Source organism: Nonomuraea sp. CX421, assembly GCF_059358955.1.
The window spans coordinates 180,172-197,173 of record NZ_JCADBK010000002.1; the positions used below are offsets into that span (position 1 = coordinate 180,172).

Genomic DNA, 17,002 nt, shown 5'->3' on the forward strand with positions numbered 1-17,002 from the left:
TCTAGCGTTCCCAGGGGAATCTCTTCTCGGTCGCGTAGTCGACGAGCCGCCGGCGCACCTCGGGGCTGGACATGAGCCTGCCGAACTCCTCGACCGCCACCCGCTCGGTCTCGTCCGAGACGATCCACAGCTCGCGGAAGTAGCGCTTCATGTCCGTGACGATCGACCGGTCCAGCTTCGTCAGCCGGTACGCCAGCCGCCGCACGAGCGCCTCGGAGTCGTCCGACACCTCGTCCACCAGATGGAAGGCGGCGGCCTCCGTGGCGCTCACCGGCTGAGTGCTCAGCGTCATCGCGTACGCCTTCTGGAAGCCGGTGCGCCGGATCAGGAACGGCAGCACGCAGCACGGCAGCAGCCCCCACAACGCCTCGGGGAGGCTGAACGTGCTGCGCTCGCTGGCGAAGACGAAGTCGCTGGCCGCGGCCAGCCCCACGCCGCCGCCCGCCGCCCGGCCGTCCACCCGCGCGACCACCGTCACCGGCGTCTCGGTGAAGCGCCGCAGCAGCCCGTAGAACGCCCGGCCGCCGTCCGCGACGTCCCCGACCGCCGCCTCCTCCAGGTCCATGCCGGTGCAGAAGACGCCGTCGCCGCCGCCCTCCAGCAGGAGGATGCGGCAGCCGGGAGCGCGCTCGGCCTCGTCCAGGGCGGCGCCGATCTCCTTGACGACACGGTCGTCGATCGTGCCGCGCCGCAGCCTGTGCCGCATCGTCGCCGACGTCAGCTCCATCTGTACTCCCGGTGGAAGTCCGCGATGCGGTCCAGCACCAGCAGGCCGCGCCCGCCGAAAGCCTCCTCGTACAGGTCGCCGTACGGCTTGGGGTCCAGCACCGCGTCCCGCACCCCGAACGCGCGGTCGGCGCTCAGCTCGGTGAGCGCGTCCAGCTCCTCGACGGTGATCCCGCGCCGGTCGTCCAGCGCCTCGGCGATGCCGCTGCGCCCCTGGGCGGGGATCACGCCGCTGAAGAACTCCGACGCGCAGCCCGACCCGTACGAGAACAGCCCCGCCCGCTTCGGCGCGTCGAAGCCGCCGTGGTCGATGAGCGAGCACAGCGCCAGATAGAGCGCGGCCGAGTAGGTGTTGCCCACCCGCACCCCGTAAGCCAGGGACGGCGCGACCCGCGCCTCGAAGTCGGCCTCGATCTCACGCGGCCCCAGCCCTTTGAGCTTGCGCAGCAGCATCCGGTGCGCGCCCTTCACCATTCCGGCGAACGGCGTGTGCAGCGCCAGGTAGTCGAAGGTGTCCACGATGTCGGCCCCGGTCACCCGCCGCTCGTAGACCGCGAAGCACTCCTCGACGCAGCGCATGTACGCCAGCAGCGACAGGTCGGGATCGACCGCGTCCGTGTCGTGCCGCGGCCGGGCCGTGTCCATCACCTCGAAGGTGTGGTAGCCGTTGGCGCCCGGATCGAGCCGCAGCACCCGCGCGTCCTCGCCGACCAGCATCGCCACCGCCCCGGCGCCCTCCGACGGCTCCCAGTAGGTGGACTTCGCCGTGCCGCTGGCCGCGTCCGTGGCGATGGCCAGCGCCTTCACCCCGGGGATCGGGCTCGCGCCGACGACGGCGGCCGCGCTCTGCAGCGCGGCCGTCCCGCCGTAACAGGCGTGCTTGACCTCGAACGACCGGCAGGCCGGGTTCAGCCCCAGATGGTGGTGGATGTACGTGCTGATCGGCTTGCCGAAGTCGAGCCCCGACTCCGTGCCGACGACCAGCAGCTCGATCCGGTCCCTCTCCTCCGGGGTGAGCGCGTCCACCAGCGGCCTGGCGGCGTTCACCGCGTTGGTGACCGGGTCCTCGCAGGGCAGGTTGACCGAGCGCTGCTCCATCATCAGGTTGCCGAAGCGGTTCACGTCCAGGCCGCGCGCGTCGAACAGCGCGCGCACGTCCGTGTACGCCCGGCCGACGTACGCGTTGATCGCCTCGATCCCGAGAGCCATGGGCTAGGGCACCATCAGGACGTCGTTGATGCTGGTCGGCACGAACAGCCGGTCCCACTGCCCGCCGCCGTGCCGCTCCGGCACCCGCTCCACGCCGTAGACCTCTTCGCGCATGCCGTCGCCCCGGTCCACCTCCTGCACCGCCTGGTAGTCGTCCAGCTCGCGCAGGTGGATGAGGGCGTGGATGCGGTCCTGCTGCCCCCACGTCTGCTCGTAGATGTAGGCCGTGGCCCGGCCTTCGAGGCTGTTGTTGACGTACTGCGACCAGTCGTAGAGGAACTGCCGTCCCTCCTCGCGCAGCTCGTAGCGCACGTCGGCGCTGCGCAGCACGATCGCCCCGGCGGTCGCCGAGTTGAGCTGCTCCTTCTGCGTGGTCTGGTGCGTCGCGGGCGGCACGAACGTGCCCGGCACGTCGTGCACGTCGTCGGTGAACCCGTGCTGCGGGCACATGATCGTCTCGCGCAGGCTGCCGTAGACGAACATCTTCTCCCAGTTGCCGCCGCCCTTCTTGGGCAGCCGGTCCTTGAGCGAGATCTGCTGGAACGCCTCGTCGTGGTCGACCATGTCGAGGAGCTTGCTGTACTTCTCGGGGGACTTCATGTGCACGAACCAGTGCAGCCGCTCGCGTACGCCGAAGATCTCCTCGTAGCAGAAGGTCGTGGCGACGCCGGCCTGAGCGCGGTTCATGTAGTCGAGCAGGTCGACGCTGAAGTCGCGGCCCTCGCGGGCCATGCCGTACTCCAGCATCCCCACACGATGGATGATCAAGCCCGCGTTGCCCGAGTGCAGCAGCTGCTCGGGGGGCAGGGTGGTCTGATACTGCGCCGACTTCGTCATGCCCCGAATGTCACCCACGGGCGCGGGGACGTCCGCTCAATATTGAGCAGGCCCCTTGCAGGCGTCCACCCCTGGCAGGAGCGCCGGGCTCAATATTGAGCAGCAGGACGCACACCCGATCGGCTTAGCCTCTCCTGTGCCTGACATGCCTCTGGGAGCCCACGAACTGCTGGTCTTCATGCTGCAGCTGGGCCTGCTCCTCGGTCTCGCCGTCCTTCTCGGCCGGCTGTCCGTACGCCTGCGCATGCCCGCCATCGTCGGCGAGCTGACCGTGGGCGTGCTCCTGGGCCCTTCCCTGCTCAACCAGCTGGCCCCCGGCCTGAAGTTCACCCAGCTCCACCTGCTGGACGCGGTCGGCCAGGTCGGCGTGCTGCTGCTCGTCGCCATCACCGGCATCCAGCTCGACTTCGGCCTCGTCCGCCGCCGCGGCTCCACCGCCGCCAAAGTGAGCATCGCCGGCCTGGTCGTCCCGCTGGCACTCGGCGTGGCCACCGGCTACCTGCTGCCCGCTTCCCTCCTCGCCGAGGGCACGAGCGTCACCGTCTTCGCCCTGTTCCTCGGGGTGGCCACCTGCGTCAGTGCCATCCCGGTGATCGCCAAGACGCTGACGGACATGAAACTCCTGCACCGCAACGTCGGCCAGCTCTGCCTGACCGCCGGGATGGTGGACGACGCGTTCGGCTGGTTCATGCTCTCGATCGTCTCCGCCATGGCGACCACCGGCGTACGCACCGGCCAGGTCGTGCTGTCGCTGATCTCCCTCGTCGCCCTCGTGCCGTTCGCCGTCTGGATCGGCCGCCCGCTCGTCCGCTGGACGATGGCCGCCGCCACCCGATCCGCGGAGCCCGGCCCGGCCGTGGCCGTCGCCGTGGTCCTCGTGCTCCTGTCGGCCGCCGCCACGCACGCGCTCGGCCTGGAGGCCATCCTGGGGGCGTTCGTCTGCGGCATCCTCATCGGCCGCTCGGGCCAGGCCGACGCCGAATGGCTGGCCCCGCTGCGCACGATCGTCCTCAGCGTCCTCGCGCCCCTCTTCTTCGCGACGGCCGGCCTGCGCATGGACCTCACCCTGCTGGCCCAGCCCGCCGTCCTGGCCGCGTCCGGCATCGTCCTCGGCGTGGCCGTCGTCGGCAAGTTCCTCGGCGCCTACCTGGGGGCCCTGCTGAGCCGGATGAGCGGCTGGGAGGCCCTCGCGCTCGGGGCCGGCATGAACGCGCGCGGGGTCATCGAGGTCATCGTGGCGATGGTCGGCCTGCGTCTCGGCATCATCAACACGGAGATGTACACCATTGTGATCGTCGTCGCGATCGTCACCTCCCTCATGGCTCCGCCGCTCCTGCGCATCGCGATGAGACGCGTCGAGATCACGAGCGAGGAACGCCTCCGCCGAGCCGCACAGGACCAGCTCGTCCAGCCCTGACCCACGGCCGCACCCACCCCGCACGCCCAAGAGCCCGAAGCACCGCCAGCTATTCGGTGTTGCTAGGTACTGGTAGTCAGTGTTACTTTGTACCAGTAGCTAGCGACACCAAGTAGCTGAAGGGAGGTGCCTATGGGCAAGCTCGTGACGGAGATGCTCAAGGGAACGTTGGAGGGCATCGTCCTGGCGATCCTGTCCGTCCGTCCCGCCTACGGCTACGAGATCACGGCGTGGCTGCGCGACCAGGGCTTCTCCGACATCGCCGAAGGCACCATCTACGCCCTGCTGGTCCGGGTCGAGCAGCGCGGCCTGGTCGACGTGGAGAAGGTCCCGTCCGAGAAGGGGCCACCGCGCAAGGTCTACACGCTCAACGATCAGGGCCGGGAGTACCTCGAAGAGTTCTGGAGGACCTGGAGCTTCCTCGCAGAACGGCTCGAACAGCTCCGCGAGGGAGGCAAGCAGTCATGACGACCGGGTCCAACAAGCCGAAGAGCCGCTACCTGCAGTACCTGGAGATCGTCACCGGGTCACTGGAGGAGAAGAAGCGCTGGCGGCAGTACAAGGCGCGCATCAAGCAGCTTCCTGACAACTACCGCACGGCCGTCGAAGCGCTGGAGCGGTACCTGATGCACTTCGGGCCGGCGGACGGCGCCGGTGCGATGGCGATGTTCGAGGATCTGGCCGATCTGTTCGAGCAGAGCGTGGCCGACGGCACCCCGATCCGCGACATCTTCGGGAACGACCCGGTGGAGTTCGTCGAGGCGTTCGTGGCCAACTACCCGATCGGCCAGTACAGGGTCCGCGAGCGCAGCCGCTTCACCGGCGCCATCGCGCGCGCCGCCGGCGAGAACACCGCGACAGAGGACAGGACGGACCGATGACGACACAGCAGACCCCGGCGATCCACGTGCATGGCCTGGAAAAGTCGTACAAGGAGCTGCGGGTGCTGCGCGGCGTGGACTTCACCGTGGCGCGGGGCAGCATCTTCGCCCTGCTCGGCACCAACGGGGCGGGCAAGACCACGGTCGTGAAGATCCTGTCCACGCTGCTCAAGGCCGACGCGGGGACGGCCCGCGTGCACGGCTTCGACGTCGCCACGCAGGCCGCGGACGTACGCGAGTCCATCAGCCTCACCGGGCAGTTCGCCGCCGTCGACGAGATCCTCAGCGGGCGGGAGAACCTCGTGCTGGTCGCCCGGCTGCGGCATCTCAAGGATCCGGGCGCGATCGCGGACGAGCTGCTCGCCCGCTTCTCGCTCACCGACGCGGGCGGACGGAGGGTCGCGACGTACTCCGGCGGCATGCGCCGCCGCCTGGACATCGCGATGAGCCTCATCGGCAACCCGCCGATCATCTTCCTCGACGAGCCGACGACCGGGCTCGACCCGCAGGCGCGCATCGAGGTGTGGCAGGCCGTCAAGGAGCTCGCCGCCCAGGGCACCACGGTGCTGCTCACCACGCAGTACCTGGACGAGGCCGAACAACTCGCCGACCGGATCGCGATCCTCCACGAGGGCCGGATCATCGTCGACGGCACCCTGGCCGAGCTCAAGCAACTGCTCCCGCCCGCCAAGGTCGAATACATCGAAAAGCAGCCGACCCTCGAGGACGTCTTCCTCACCCTCGTCGGCACGAAGGCATAAGGAGCAATGATGAGCAAGCACTTCTTCGGCGACACCGCCGTCCTGCTGGGACGGTCCCTGCGCCACATCACGCGCAGCCCGGACACCATCATCACGACCGCGATCATGCCGATCGCCATGCTGCTGCTGTTCGTCTACGTGTTCGGCGGCGCGATCAGGACAGACTCGGATTCGTATGTGAACTACATGCTGCCCGGCATCCTGCTCATCACGGTCGCCTCGGGCATCGCCTACACCGCGTACCGGCTGTTCATGGACCTGAAGGGCGGCATCTTCGAGCGCTTCCAGTCGATGCCGACCGCGCGGTCGGCGGTGCTGTGGGCGCACGTGCTGACCTCGCTGGTCGCCAATCTGGTCTCGCTCGTGGTCGTGATGTTCGTGGCCCTGCTCATGGGCTTCCGCTCGGGGGCGGGAGTGCCGGCGTGGCTCGCGGTCGCTGGCATCCTGATCCTGTTCACCCTGGCGTTGACCTGGATCGCCGTGATCCCCGGCCTGACCGCCACGACCCTGGAAGGCGCGAGCGCGTTCTCCTACCCGCTCATCTTCCTGCCCTTCCTCAGCTCGGCCTTCGTGCCCACCGACACCATGCCCGGCCCGCTGCGCGTCTTCGCCGAGAACCAGCCGGTGACCTCCATCGTCAACGCCATCCGCGACCTGTTCGCCCAGCAGCCGGTCGGCAACGACCTCTGGATCGCCCTCGCCTGGTGTGTCGGCATCCTGATCGTCGCGTACGGCTTCGCCATGAACACCTACCGCCGCAAGATCTCCTAGGGCGTCTCGATCAAGCAGGTCCTGATCCCGATGAGCATGAAGGAAAGATCATGACTGAATCTCCCCACACCGTCACGACGATGCCGACCGAGCGTCAGCCCGGCTGTCCCTTCGACCCGCCCAAGGAGCTGATCGAGGCCCGCGAGCAGAGCCCGATCAGCCGCTTCCCCTTCCCCGACGGGCACCAAGGCTGGCTGGTCACCGGCTACGACCTGGTCCGATCGATCCTGGCAGACTCGCGGTTCAGCTCCCGCAAGGAGCTCATGCGCCACCACCCGACCATCGACTACGGCGACCTCGAGGTCCCCCCGGCGCCGCCCGGCGAGTTCCTGCTCATGGACGAGCCCCAGCACGGCCGCTACCGCAAACCACTGGTCGGCAAGTTCACCGTCCGCCGGATGCGGCAGCTCACCGAACGCGTCGAGCAGGTCACCGCCGAGCACCTGGACGCCATGGAGCAGGCCGGCCCGACGGCCGACCTGGTGACCGCGTTCGCCAAGCCCATCCCCGCCGTCATCATCTGTGAGCTGCTGGGCGTGCCGTACGAGGACCGGGGCCGCTTCCAGGAGAACATCGACATGTTCCTCGGCGGCGAGGCCGGCGACGAGGAGCTGATCGCGGCCTACCTCGCGACCCAGCAGTATCTCGCCGAGCTGGTGACGGCCAAGCGCGCCGACCCCACCGACGACGTGCTCAGCGACCTGCTCGACAGCGACCTCACCGACGAGGAGCTGCAGGGGATGGCCCTGATCCTGCTGTCGGCCGGGTTCGACACCACCGCCAACATGCTGGCACTGGGCACCTTCGCGCTGCTGCGGAACCCGGAGCAGCTCGCCGCGCTGCGCACCGACCCCACCCTCACCGACCAGGCCGTGGAAGAGCTGCTGCGCTACCTGAGCGTCGCCAAGCAGTTCCACAGGGTCGCGCTGGAGGACGTCGAGCTGGACGGCCACACCATCACGGCCGGCACGACGGTCATCCTGTCCCTCAACACCGCCAACCGCGACCCTGACCGCTTCCCTGACCCCCACGTCCTCGACCTGCGCCGGCAGGACGGCGGCCACCTGGCCTTCAGCCACGGCATCCACCAGTGCCTGGGTCAGCAGCTCGCCCGTGTCGAGTTGCGGGTCGCGCTTCCCGCGCTGCTCAACCGCTTCCCCACGCTCCGCCTGGCCGTACCGGCCGACGAGGTCGCCCTGCGCCCGGAGGCCGCCGACATCTACGGGGTCAAGAGCCTCCCGGTCACCTGGGACGCGTACACGATTGACAGGCGAGGATGATCTCCCTGGCAGGGCCGAGGCTCGGGCGAGAGGCTGGTTGTTCACCATCAAGGTCCAAACCAGCGCCTGGTCGCCGCCGGCTACGTATGGGCCTTCGCCTCCCTGCGAGCACTCGGTCCTCGGGCCCACTACGACCGCCGCCGGCGCGAAGGCGACGGCACCCCAGCACGCTCCGCAACACCTTCGACCGAATGCTCGGCTGCCTCTATCGCTGCCTAGGAAGGCAAGGTCTACGACCTCGCAGCGTTCCCGGCATCAAGCTCAAAGTCGGCGACATCAAGCCCCGCCGCCTGCTCATCCATCGATACCGGCCTGCTCAGCCGTACCTCCTCCTCCGCATATCCCAGCGCCCGATAGAAGCTCCGGGCGGCGACGTTGGCCGCTCCGGTCTCCAGCGTGATGCGCCGCAGACCGCGTTCACGTGCCCATGATTCGGCGGCGTTCACCAGAGCACGCCCGATGCCCATGCGCTCCGCCTCGGCGCAGACGACGAGTTCGCCGATGTAGGCGTCCACCTGGCCGGTGAAGTGCCGCTGGGTGGTCAACGTGACAAAGCCCGCGACACAGCCGTCGCGGACCGCCACGAGCACCCCGTGACCATCGCTGCCGTCCCGGTCCAAGGAACCGGTGACCCAGCCGCGCACGGCGTCGGCGACCGCATCGGCATCCCGCCATGCCGCGACGCCCTCGGTCAGGCGCGGAGCCAGCGCGGCGACGGCATCGCGGTCTTCATCTCGGTACGGCCGGATCACGACAGACGCCTGTTCACCACTCATGATCGGCAGTCTGACACCGAACACCCTCATGAAAAAACAGTCATCGACCCACAAGTGACGATCGACACGTTAGGCAAATCGGATGACTACAAGCGTCGGATCAGTCTCCGTTCTCCCCCGGCGGAGGCCCGTTCCGGGCTGAAATCGGGGAGGAGATCATTGAACGGTTCGCGGCGCTGGACATCGGCAAGGCCACGCTGATGTGCTGCGTGAAAGTGCCGGATGAAGCACGACCCGGGCGCGGACTGCAAGAGGTGCAGTCGTATTCGACCATGACCCGCGATCATCGCCGAGATCGGGCTGGACATTCAACCAGCTAAGCGAGGCGTCGAGGTCGATCAACGGCGAAGATCATCCCGCACGTATCCCGCAGAGCTACCGACCGGTTGCCTGATGCCTGGCCCACTCTCGTAGCCGACGTCGCCGACGTTCGTACTGGCCCGCATACGACCTCTGGGCCTTGTCGACAGCGCGGATCAAGGGGTCTGAGGAATGCTCATAGAGCTCCACCTCGAACGCGTCACCGTCGTAGTCGATGAGCTGGGCCAGTGTTTCACGGTCCTGTTCGACAGAGCCACGCCTGCGAACGCCTTCGCGCCAGCTTTCCGCGCTCGCCTGGGCCTCATCCACATTCTTACCGTGGTTGCGAGCGGGCACGACCTGCAGACAGAGTGAAATGGGCGCCATCAGCCTGGAAGGTCTCTGACGCACCTGATTCGATCCAACTCGCCAGCGCTTCCAGGAAACGGTTTAGGCGATCGTTCTCCCAGACCGCGCCGCTGACCGGTTCAGCGTGAAGGGCCTCAACGTAGCGGGCAAGATCTTCACGGGTCGCGACCGCTTCAGCGGCGCTGGGTGAGGTGTTGTTTTGTCCCATAGCTCCATGGTGGAGTCTCACCACGGACATGCGCCTCCCCGCCGAACCTTCCCGTTTGCCTCGTCCCACCCAGAGGGGCAACAGCTCGGGGACGGAGGAGCAAAGGCCGTCACTGTGGACGTCATGCTCTGCGTCTACGCCAAGTGCATCGACGGGCAACGCGACGTGGCCAACCAGCGGATCCTGGACGCTCTCGCCGCATGACACTGTCAGTCTCCGTCAAGATGAAGTTGCAGCATCGGGTTCGTCGCACACGCCCGCCCTGCTGATCCGCTTTTCGGCTGCCGGCAGGCATCTGGTGTTCGCGCGTGCGCGGCCTACCGCTGCATAGCTCTATAACGCTTGAGCAGGGCCGTGATTTTGTCGTAGTTACGCGCGCCGTTCAGCTCGTCGAGCAGGTCGTCAGGGCATAACTCGTAGAGGTCGCCCCACCAGCGGCGCGACTTGTTGTCCCAGATCCGGTAACCGCCGGGAACGCCTCTGGCGACGTAGCGTCGGACGAACCCACGCCCGAACCCACGTCATCCTTCTCATCGACGACCAGCACGTCCGCGTCGTCAACGCCATCACCGGAGAACTCCTACGCGAGCTGACCATCGACCCCACCCGCGACTACCAACCCCAGGCAAACCTTAACAAGACGAAACCCCCGAACCCGTAGGTTCGGGGGTTTCCGATGTCCTGAGACATCACAGAAGCGCGCCCTGCAGGATTCGAACCTGCGACCGTCGGATTAGAAGTCCGGTGCTCTATCCAGCTGAGCTAAGGGCGCCTGATGGAGTTGTGAAGGCGGACGACCAGGCGGGGACCCCGCACGGAAACGTCACGCGCACGCTAAGGGTAAAGCATGCGATGCCAGGCATGCGCGCACCCCAAACAGGATAGATCACCACAACCCTGACGGCCCACTCGATTACCGTCTCTGGCCTGGGAGTCGCCGACCGGCTCCGGACGCCACTGCGCGCCTACCGGGAACATCATTCCACGTCCCACCTTCGCGACACGCACCCCCGCCGGGGCAGGCCCAGAGGGCTCGGGAAGCCGCGAAGGGATGGCCGAAACTCCAGGCGGGAGCGGTACAAATAGGTCTAAGCTCTCGTCCCATGGTCGCGACGCTCCTGCATGAGATCCCCCTGCAGGGCGGGGACGTGACAGACGGTGTGGTGCGCGTGGGTGACACCGTGCGCCGGCCCGTCAGCCCGTCCACCCCCGCCGTGCACGCCCTGCTCCGCCACCTCGAAGCCGCGGGCTTCGAGGGCGCGCCACGCGTAGTGGGCATGGACGGGCTCGGACGCGAGGTCCTCACCTACCTCCCCGGCACGACGGGGGTCACCCGCACGACCGTCACGGACGAGGCGCTGGCGGAGCTGGCCGGGCTGCTGCGCGACTTCCACGACGCGACGGCCGGCTTTCCGCTCGGCGGCGACGGCTGGGAGGGCGGGTCGAACGACGACGCGCCGCCCGAGGTCATCGGTCACTGCGATCTGACCCCGGACAACGTCGTGTTCGAGGGGGCGACGCCGCGCGCGCTGATCGACTTCGATCTGGCGCGGCCGACGACCAGGCTGTTCGACATAGTCACGACGCTGCGGCACTGGGCGCCGATCGCCGATCCGGTCGACCTGCACCCGTTGCAGCGCGGCCTGGACGTGGGGGCGCGGGTGCGGCTGTTCTGCGACGCGTACGGCCTGCCGCCCCGCGAGCGGCGGCGGTTCGTGGAGCTGTCCAGGCTCCGCCTCCACCGCTCCTACGCGGTCATGCGCGACCGGGCGGCGGCGGGCGGCGGCTGGGGCAGGATGTGGGCGCAGGGCGCGGGCCAGCGCATCCGCCGGGCGGCCGCGTGGCTGGACACGCACGAAGATGAGCTGCATGCCCATCTGGTCTGATCATCCCCGCGCGCTCGGCCTCGCGATGGGCGTGGCGCTCGACGCGCTCGTCGCCGACCCGCGCGCCGGGCATCCGGTCGCGCTGTTCGGCCGGGCCGCCTCCCGGGTCGAGGAGTTCCTGTACGGCGACGCGCGGCCGAACGGAGTCGTGCACGTGCTCCTGTGCGTGGGCGGCGCGGCCGGGATCGGCGTCGCGGCCGAGCGCGTGGCCCATTCGGCCGGGCGGGCGGCGCTGACGGCGGTCGCCACCTGGGCCGTGCTCGGCGGCACCACGCTGGCCCGTGAGGGCGCCTACCTGGCCGGGGCGCTGGAGGCCGGCGACCTCGACCGGGCGCGGGCCCGGCTGCCCCACCTGTGCGGTCGCGACCCCTCGGGGCTGGAGGCCGCCGAGATGGCCAGGGCGACGGTCGAGTCGCTGGCCGAGAACACCTCCGACGCCGTCGTGGCGCCCCTCTTCTGGGGGGCGGTGGCGGGTGTGCCGGGGTTGCTGGCGTATCGGGCGATCAACACGCTGGACGCGATGGTCGGGCACCGGTCGGCCCGGTACGAGCGGTTCGGCTGGGCCGCGGCGCGGCTCGACGACGTGGCCAACTATGTCCCGGCCCGGCTCACCGGGCTGCTCGCCGCCGTGGCCGGGCCCGATCCGCGCCGCGCGCTGGCCGTGCTCGCCAGGGACGGCCACCGGCATCCCAGCCCCAACGCGGGGCGGTGCGAGGCGGCGTTCGCCGGAGCGCTGGACGTCACGCTCGGCGGCACGAACGTCTACGGCGGCCGGACCGAGCACCGCCCCGTCATGGGCGACGGCCCCGCGCCCGCGGTGCGGGACATCCGCCGGGCCGTGCGCCTCACGAGGGCGGTGGGGCTGGCCGCCGCCGCCATCGCGGTGGTCGCGGCCTGGCGGCTGCGGCGCTGAAAGAGCCCCGAACGCGAGTGAAGCCCGAACCGCGCGCGGGTGGAGCTAAAGTCACCGATCATGCATATAAGTCATGGCAGGCGCGGTCTCGGCTTAACGATGGCCGTCGTGTTGGCCGCCACGATGGTCTTCATAACGGCACGGCGCGCGGAAGCCGTCAGCACCTGGGTGGAGAGTCGGTCCAGCGGTCCGACCACCTGGGAGCTGACCTGGTCGGACGAGTTCTCCGGGGCGGCGGGGACACTGCCCCGGGCCGACAAGTGGAACTTCTACGAGGGCGGCGTCGGCAACAACGAGCTTGAGCGCTACGTGAAGCTCGGCGATCCCGACGGCGCCGCCCAGAAACACGCCTCACTGGACGGCGACGGCCACCTCGTCATCACGGCGTACAAGAACACCGATCCGAACCTGCGCTGCCCCAACCAGGAGAGCCCGACCGTCTGCGCCGCCACCTCGGCGCGGCTGGACACCTTCGGCAAGTTCTCCCAGCAGGGCGGGCGGTTCGAAGCCCGGATCAAGGTGCCGGACGGACGGGGGCTCTGGCCCGCGTTCTGGGCCAAGGGCACCGGGACCCGGGTGAACGAGATCGACGTCATGGAGCAGATCGGCAACCGCGGCAGCGAGGCCGGCCGGGCCCACAGCGCGCTGCACGGGACCGACGACCTCCACCTGAACGGCACCTACACCCTGCCCAGCGGGAAGTTCGCCGACGAGTATCACCTGTTCGCGGCCGACTGGTATCCCGACCACATCAACTATTCGGTCGACGGCGTTTCCTACCACACCATCTACAGGAACGCCGTCGAGCAGTCGGGACGGAAGTGGCCGCTGGTCGAGGACTTCTACCTGATCCTCAACCTCGCCGTGGGCGGTGACTGGCCGGGCCCGCCGGACGAGACCACACCGTTCCCCAGCAGGATGTACATCGACTACGTGCGGGTGTTCAAGGCGACCACTCCCCTCGTCGACGCGATCGGCGCGATCACCAACCACAACGACCAGTGCGTGGACGTCGCGGCCGCCGGCACCGCCGACGGAACCGCCGTCCAGCAGTACGCCTGCAACCGCACCGGCGCCCAGACCTGGACCCTGGCCACCGACGGCACCGTCCGGGCGCTCGGCAAGTGCCTCACCGTGCTCGGCGGCGCGGCGGGGAGCGGAGCCGAGCTGCGCACCTGCGCGAGCGGCGCGGACACCCAGCAGTGGCGGGTGGAGGCCGCCGCCCAGTCCGCCACCGTGAAGATGGCCCAGCTCTACCACCTCGCGAGCGCCAAGTGCCTGCAGGTCCCCTCGACGGGCAGCCGGCTCGAAGTCCGGGAGTGCGGCCCGGCCCTGGCGCAGGGCTGGAGTCTCCCGACCGCCCCGACCGGCCGGTGGAAGCTCGACGACGGCGCCGGGACCACGGTGAAGGACGCTTCCAGAAACGCCGCCCACGCCACCTGCGCCTCCGGCGTGACGTGGGCGAACGACGCGGCCCGGGGGACCGTGGCCCAGTTCGACGGCAGCCGGTCCTGCGCGACCGCGACCGGGCCCGTCGTCGACACCTCCAAGAGCTTCACCGTGTCCGCCTGGGTCAAACTCACCGCCACGCCCACCCGGAATGTCACCGCGGTGAGCCAGGACGGCGTTCAGCAGAGCGGCTTCTACCTTCAGTACTCCAGGAGCATGAACGCCTGGGGGTTCACCCGCATGAGCGCCGACGTCGCCAACCCCGCCAACAACACCAGCACGTACGGGACATCCCCTCCGACCACCGGCTGGACGCATCTCGCCGGTGTCTACAACGCCACCGACAGGACCGTCCGCCTCTATGTGGACGGTGCGCCCGCCGGCACCCCGGTCACCGTCGCCAACGCGTGGAGCGCCACCGGCCCTCTGGCCATCGGGCACGGGAAGTGGAACGGGGCCAGGACCGATTTCTTCCCCGGCCAGATCAGTGACGTCCAGGCCTGGCCCGTCGCCCTCGGCCCCGAGGAGGTCAGGGCCCTCCGGCGGTGACGCCCGGACCGGTGGGCCCCTGCGCGGGCCTCGCCACGGCCCTCCCCGCGTTGACGCGGGCCCACCGGTCTTCTATGGTTCATTAGTAGAGTAATGAACCATAGAAGTAGGTGTGATGTTCGACGACCGGAGCCCCATCTACCGGCAGATCGCGGAACGGATCAAGGCCGACATCCTGAGCGAGACGCTGAAGGGCGACGAGCAGGTGATGTCGACCACCCAGTACGCCGCCTTCTACCGGATCAACCCGGCCACCGCGGCCAAGGCGTTCCAGCACCTCGTCGACGAGGGCGTGCTCTACAAGAAGCGAGGTATCGGCATGTTCGTCAGCCCCGACGCCAGAGACGCGCTCAGGACCGAGCGCAGGCGGTCGTTCTTCACCGACGTGGTCGACCCGATGGTGGCCGAGGCCAGGACCATCGGCATCCCGCTGGACGACGTCATCCGGCGCATCGAGGAGCTGAAGGCATGAGGGTCGAGGTCGAGGACCTGGTCCTGCGCTACGGCGACGTCACGGCGCTCGACCGGCTCAGCTTCACGCTGGAGGGCGAGAAGATCCACGGGTTACTCGGCAGGAACGGCTCGGGCAAGACGAGCCTGCTGTCGGTGCTGGCCGCCTTCCGCAGGCAGTCGGCGGGCACCGTACGGATCGGCGGCCGGCCGGTGTTCGAGAACGGCGCCGTCACCCGCGACGTCAGCCTGATCCGTGACGCCGGGGAGACCGTCGATCTGGGCACCGCCGAGGACGCCCTCTACTTCGCCGAATGGCTGCGTCCCCGCTGGGACGCGGGCTACGCCCGGTCGCTGATGGACCTGTTCGGGCTCAGGCCCAAGATGAGCGTCAAGGCCATGTCCAAGGGGCAACGCTCGGCCATGGGCGTGGTGGTCGGGCTGGCCGGCCGGGCGCCGCTGACCATGTTCGACGAGTCCTACCTGGGCATGGACGCCCCGTCCCGCCGGGCGTTCTACGACGCGCTGCTGGCCGACTACCTGGCGCACCCGCGCACGATCATCATGTCGACCCACCTCATCCAGGAGTTCGGCCCGCTGTTCGAAGACGTGCTGATCATCGACCAGGGGCGGCTCGTGGCCCACGAGGACAGCGAGACGCTGCTGTCCCGAGGCACCGAGGTCATCGGCCCGGCAGCCCACGTCGAGGCGTTCACCACCGGGCTGACCGTGCTCGATCAGAGGCGGCTCGGCCCGACCTCCTCGGCCATGGTGTACGGCGAGCTCGACGAGGCCCAGCGTGCGAAGGCCGCGGCGGCCGGCCTGGAGCTCGGCCCCGTCGGCATGCAGGAGTTGTTCATCCACCTGACCGGAGGCTCCCGATGAGGTTCCCCACCCGCCTGCTGACGGCGTTGTCGTTCTTCGGGGCGATGGTCTGGGCGGGCTTCTACGTCCTGGTCGTCGTGATCACCGTGACCATCGCGACCTTCGGGACGCTCACGCAGAGCGTGTGGGAGCAGGCCATGCAGGTGCCCCGCTGGTTCGTGCTGTCCGTCGGGGTGTCGCTGGTGACCCGGTTCATGCCGATGTACATCGCGAACGGGCAGACCCGGCGCGTCTTCGGCCTGCACGCCGCCGTCACCGCGCTGCTGCTCTCCGGGTTCTACGCGCTGCTCATGGTCGTGGGCTATCTGCTGGAGTGGCTCCTGTACGACCTGGCCGGCTGGACGCAGGCGCTCGACCGGCCCCACCTCTTCACCGAGCCCACACAGGTGCCGCTGGTCCTCGTCGAGTACCTGACGGAGTTCCTGGCCTGGACCGGCGCCGGGATCCTCATCGCGTCCGCGTACTACCGCTGGCGGGCCGGCGGCTTGCTGCTGTCGATCCCGCTCGGCGTCGGCCTGATCGCTCTCGCCGCGGAGGGGCTGGGCACCTACTACGGTCTGCCCTTGAACAACTTCAGGTTCGGGCTGAACCTCTCGCCCGCGCCCGCGGAGGCGATCGGGGCCGGATGCGTGGCGTTCGCCCTTGGGCTGGCGCTCAGCTGGCCGATCATCCGCGACGTGCCGCTGCGCGACAAGCTCACCTAGCCCGCTCGACGCCCACGGTGATCTCGTTGCCCAGCTTGTGGTCGCCCAGCAGGCCGAGGTCGTCGCCGCTCCAGAACCTGCCCGGGTCGTACCAGTTGGGGCGGCGGCCGGCCGGCAGCAGCCCCATCTCCTCGTAGGTGACGGCCACGACCTCGGCGCAGTAGGCGCGCTCCAGCGTGTGCTCGCTGATGCGGTGGCGCATGCGGGGGACGCGGCCGCGGGCCCAGCGCGCCGCCAGCCGTGCCGTGCTGGGGAACGGGGTGCCGTCGAGCCGAGCCACCGTGCGCAGGGCGGCGTCCTCCATCTCGGCCGTCGCCTGCGGCTCCAGCTGGCGCAGCCAGGCGCGCTGGCCGTAGCGGTTGGCCCAGACGGTGACCGCGTCGCGCAGGTCGTGCAGCTGGACCCCGCGGTGGTGGTCGCCGGACCACAGGTCGGGCAGCGACCTGCCGAGCTCGGCGTGCCACATCATCGGCGGCAGATCCTCGATCACGATCGCCATGCCCACATGGTTGACCGGGCTGTTGGTCATCGTCTGGATGGCGCGGTCGGGCACCGAGCGCCCCCGGAAGACCCACAGATCGCCGGTCCGGGTCAGGTTGACGGCCTCGTCGAGAGTCAGCACACCGCTAGC

The 17,002-nt window shown here is 69.1% G+C and carries 18 protein-coding genes and 1 tRNA gene; 12 read left to right on the forward strand and 7 right to left on the reverse strand.

Annotated features, from left to right (window positions below; all coding sequences use genetic code 11):
* Position 1 precedes the first annotated feature (1 nt).
* The 3 genes from AC5L3X_RS03885 to AC5L3X_RS03895 are packed head-to-tail and all read right to left on the reverse strand — an operon-like array spanning position 2 to position 2,772.
* On the reverse strand, positions 2-727 hold the full coding sequence (locus AC5L3X_RS03885; RefSeq protein WP_494855141.1) for an enoyl-CoA hydratase-related protein: 726 nt from the start codon (positions 725-727) through the stop codon (positions 2-4).
* On the reverse strand, positions 718-1,935 hold the full coding sequence (locus tag AC5L3X_RS03890) for a hydroxymethylglutaryl-CoA synthase family protein (protein ID WP_189127472.1): 1,218 nt from the start codon (positions 1,933-1,935) through the stop codon (positions 718-720). The genes AC5L3X_RS03885 and AC5L3X_RS03890 overlap by 10 nt, the downstream gene beginning before the upstream one ends.
* 3 nt (positions 1,936-1,938) lie before the next feature.
* Complete coding sequence (locus AC5L3X_RS03895) at positions 1,939-2,772, reverse strand: DUF6039 family protein (protein ID WP_494855142.1); 834 nt, start codon at positions 2,770-2,772, stop codon at positions 1,939-1,941.
* Positions 2,773-2,917: 145 nt separating this feature from the next.
* On the opposite strand from AC5L3X_RS03895, the gene AC5L3X_RS03900 reads away from it, so the two are divergent.
* The 6 genes from AC5L3X_RS03900 to AC5L3X_RS03925 all read left to right on the forward strand — a co-directional run bounded on the left by AC5L3X_RS03900 (position 2,918) and on the right by AC5L3X_RS03925 (position 7,882).
* Entirely contained in the window at positions 2,918-4,189 is a 1,272-nt protein-coding gene (locus AC5L3X_RS03900; protein ID WP_494855143.1) for a cation:proton antiporter, read from the forward strand.
* A 132-nt stretch (positions 4,190-4,321) separates the two neighbouring features.
* A complete protein-coding gene (locus tag AC5L3X_RS03905) occupies positions 4,322-4,657 on the forward strand; it encodes a PadR family transcriptional regulator (protein WP_494855144.1) in 336 nt (111 codons plus the stop codon).
* A complete protein-coding gene (locus AC5L3X_RS03910) occupies positions 4,654-5,070 on the forward strand; it encodes a DUF1048 domain-containing protein (protein WP_494855145.1) in 417 nt (138 codons plus the stop codon). Before AC5L3X_RS03905 ends, AC5L3X_RS03910 begins: the two co-directional genes overlap by 4 nt.
* Positions 5,067-5,831, forward strand: a complete 765-nt coding sequence (locus AC5L3X_RS03915; protein ID WP_494855147.1) for an ABC transporter ATP-binding protein — start codon at positions 5,067-5,069, stop codon at positions 5,829-5,831. The genes AC5L3X_RS03910 and AC5L3X_RS03915 overlap by 4 nt, the downstream gene beginning before the upstream one ends.
* Positions 5,832-5,840: 9 nt before the next feature.
* On the forward strand, positions 5,841-6,602 hold the full coding sequence (locus tag AC5L3X_RS03920) for an ABC transporter permease (RefSeq protein ID WP_494855149.1): 762 nt from the start codon (positions 5,841-5,843) through the stop codon (positions 6,600-6,602).
* A gap of 50 nt (positions 6,603-6,652) precedes the next feature.
* Positions 6,653-7,882: a cytochrome P450 gene (locus AC5L3X_RS03925; protein WP_494855150.1), complete on the forward strand. Its 1,230-nt coding sequence runs from the start codon at positions 6,653-6,655 to the stop codon at positions 7,880-7,882.
* A gap of 230 nt (positions 7,883-8,112) precedes the next feature.
* On the opposite strand, the gene AC5L3X_RS03930 is transcribed toward AC5L3X_RS03925, so the two are convergent.
* The 3 genes from AC5L3X_RS03930 to AC5L3X_RS03940 form a co-directional block, all read right to left on the reverse strand.
* On the reverse strand, positions 8,113-8,658 hold the full coding sequence (locus AC5L3X_RS03930; RefSeq protein WP_494855151.1) for a GNAT family N-acetyltransferase: 546 nt from the start codon (positions 8,656-8,658) through the stop codon (positions 8,113-8,115).
* A 634-nt stretch (positions 8,659-9,292) separates the two neighbouring features.
* Positions 9,293-9,535 (reverse strand): DUF7660 family protein, encoded by a 243-nt coding sequence (locus AC5L3X_RS03935; protein WP_494855153.1) that lies wholly within the window; start codon positions 9,533-9,535, stop codon positions 9,293-9,295.
* A gap of 698 nt (positions 9,536-10,233) precedes the next feature.
* A tRNA-Arg gene (locus AC5L3X_RS03940) sits at positions 10,234-10,307 on the reverse strand.
* Positions 10,308-10,638: 331 nt separating this feature from the next.
* Here AC5L3X_RS03940 and AC5L3X_RS03945 point away from each other — a divergent pair.
* The 6 genes from AC5L3X_RS03945 (at position 10,639) to AC5L3X_RS03970 (ending at position 16,371) form a co-directional block, all read left to right on the forward strand.
* Positions 10,639-11,421, forward strand: coding sequence for a phosphotransferase (locus AC5L3X_RS03945; protein WP_494855155.1), 783 nt, complete (start codon positions 10,639-10,641; stop codon positions 11,419-11,421).
* Positions 11,405-12,334, forward strand: coding sequence for a cobalamin biosynthesis protein (locus AC5L3X_RS03950; protein WP_494855157.1), 930 nt, complete (start codon positions 11,405-11,407; stop codon positions 12,332-12,334). The genes AC5L3X_RS03945 and AC5L3X_RS03950 overlap by 17 nt, the downstream gene beginning before the upstream one ends.
* A gap of 99 nt (positions 12,335-12,433) precedes the next feature.
* On the forward strand, positions 12,434-14,332 hold the full coding sequence (locus AC5L3X_RS03955; RefSeq protein WP_494855159.1) for a LamG-like jellyroll fold domain-containing protein: 1,899 nt from the start codon (positions 12,434-12,436) through the stop codon (positions 14,330-14,332).
* Positions 14,333-14,447: 115 nt separating this feature from the next.
* On the forward strand, positions 14,448-14,804 hold the full coding sequence (locus tag AC5L3X_RS03960) for a GntR family transcriptional regulator (RefSeq protein WP_189123558.1): 357 nt from the start codon (positions 14,448-14,450) through the stop codon (positions 14,802-14,804).
* Positions 14,801-15,667, forward strand: coding sequence for an ATP-binding cassette domain-containing protein (locus AC5L3X_RS03965; protein ID WP_189123557.1), 867 nt, complete (start codon positions 14,801-14,803; stop codon positions 15,665-15,667). The genes AC5L3X_RS03960 and AC5L3X_RS03965 overlap by 4 nt, the downstream gene beginning before the upstream one ends.
* A complete protein-coding gene (locus AC5L3X_RS03970) occupies positions 15,664-16,371 on the forward strand; it encodes a hypothetical protein (protein WP_494855162.1) in 708 nt (235 codons plus the stop codon). Before AC5L3X_RS03965 ends, AC5L3X_RS03970 begins: the two co-directional genes overlap by 4 nt.
* Here the strand turns inward: AC5L3X_RS03970 and AC5L3X_RS03975 are convergent.
* The gene (locus AC5L3X_RS03975; protein ID WP_494855563.1) at positions 16,364-16,990 is read right to left on the reverse strand and encodes a hypothetical protein; all 627 of its coding nucleotides are present in this window, start codon (positions 16,988-16,990) and stop codon (positions 16,364-16,366) included. The genes AC5L3X_RS03970 and AC5L3X_RS03975 overlap by 8 nt on opposite strands.
* Positions 16,991-17,002 lie beyond the last annotated feature (12 nt).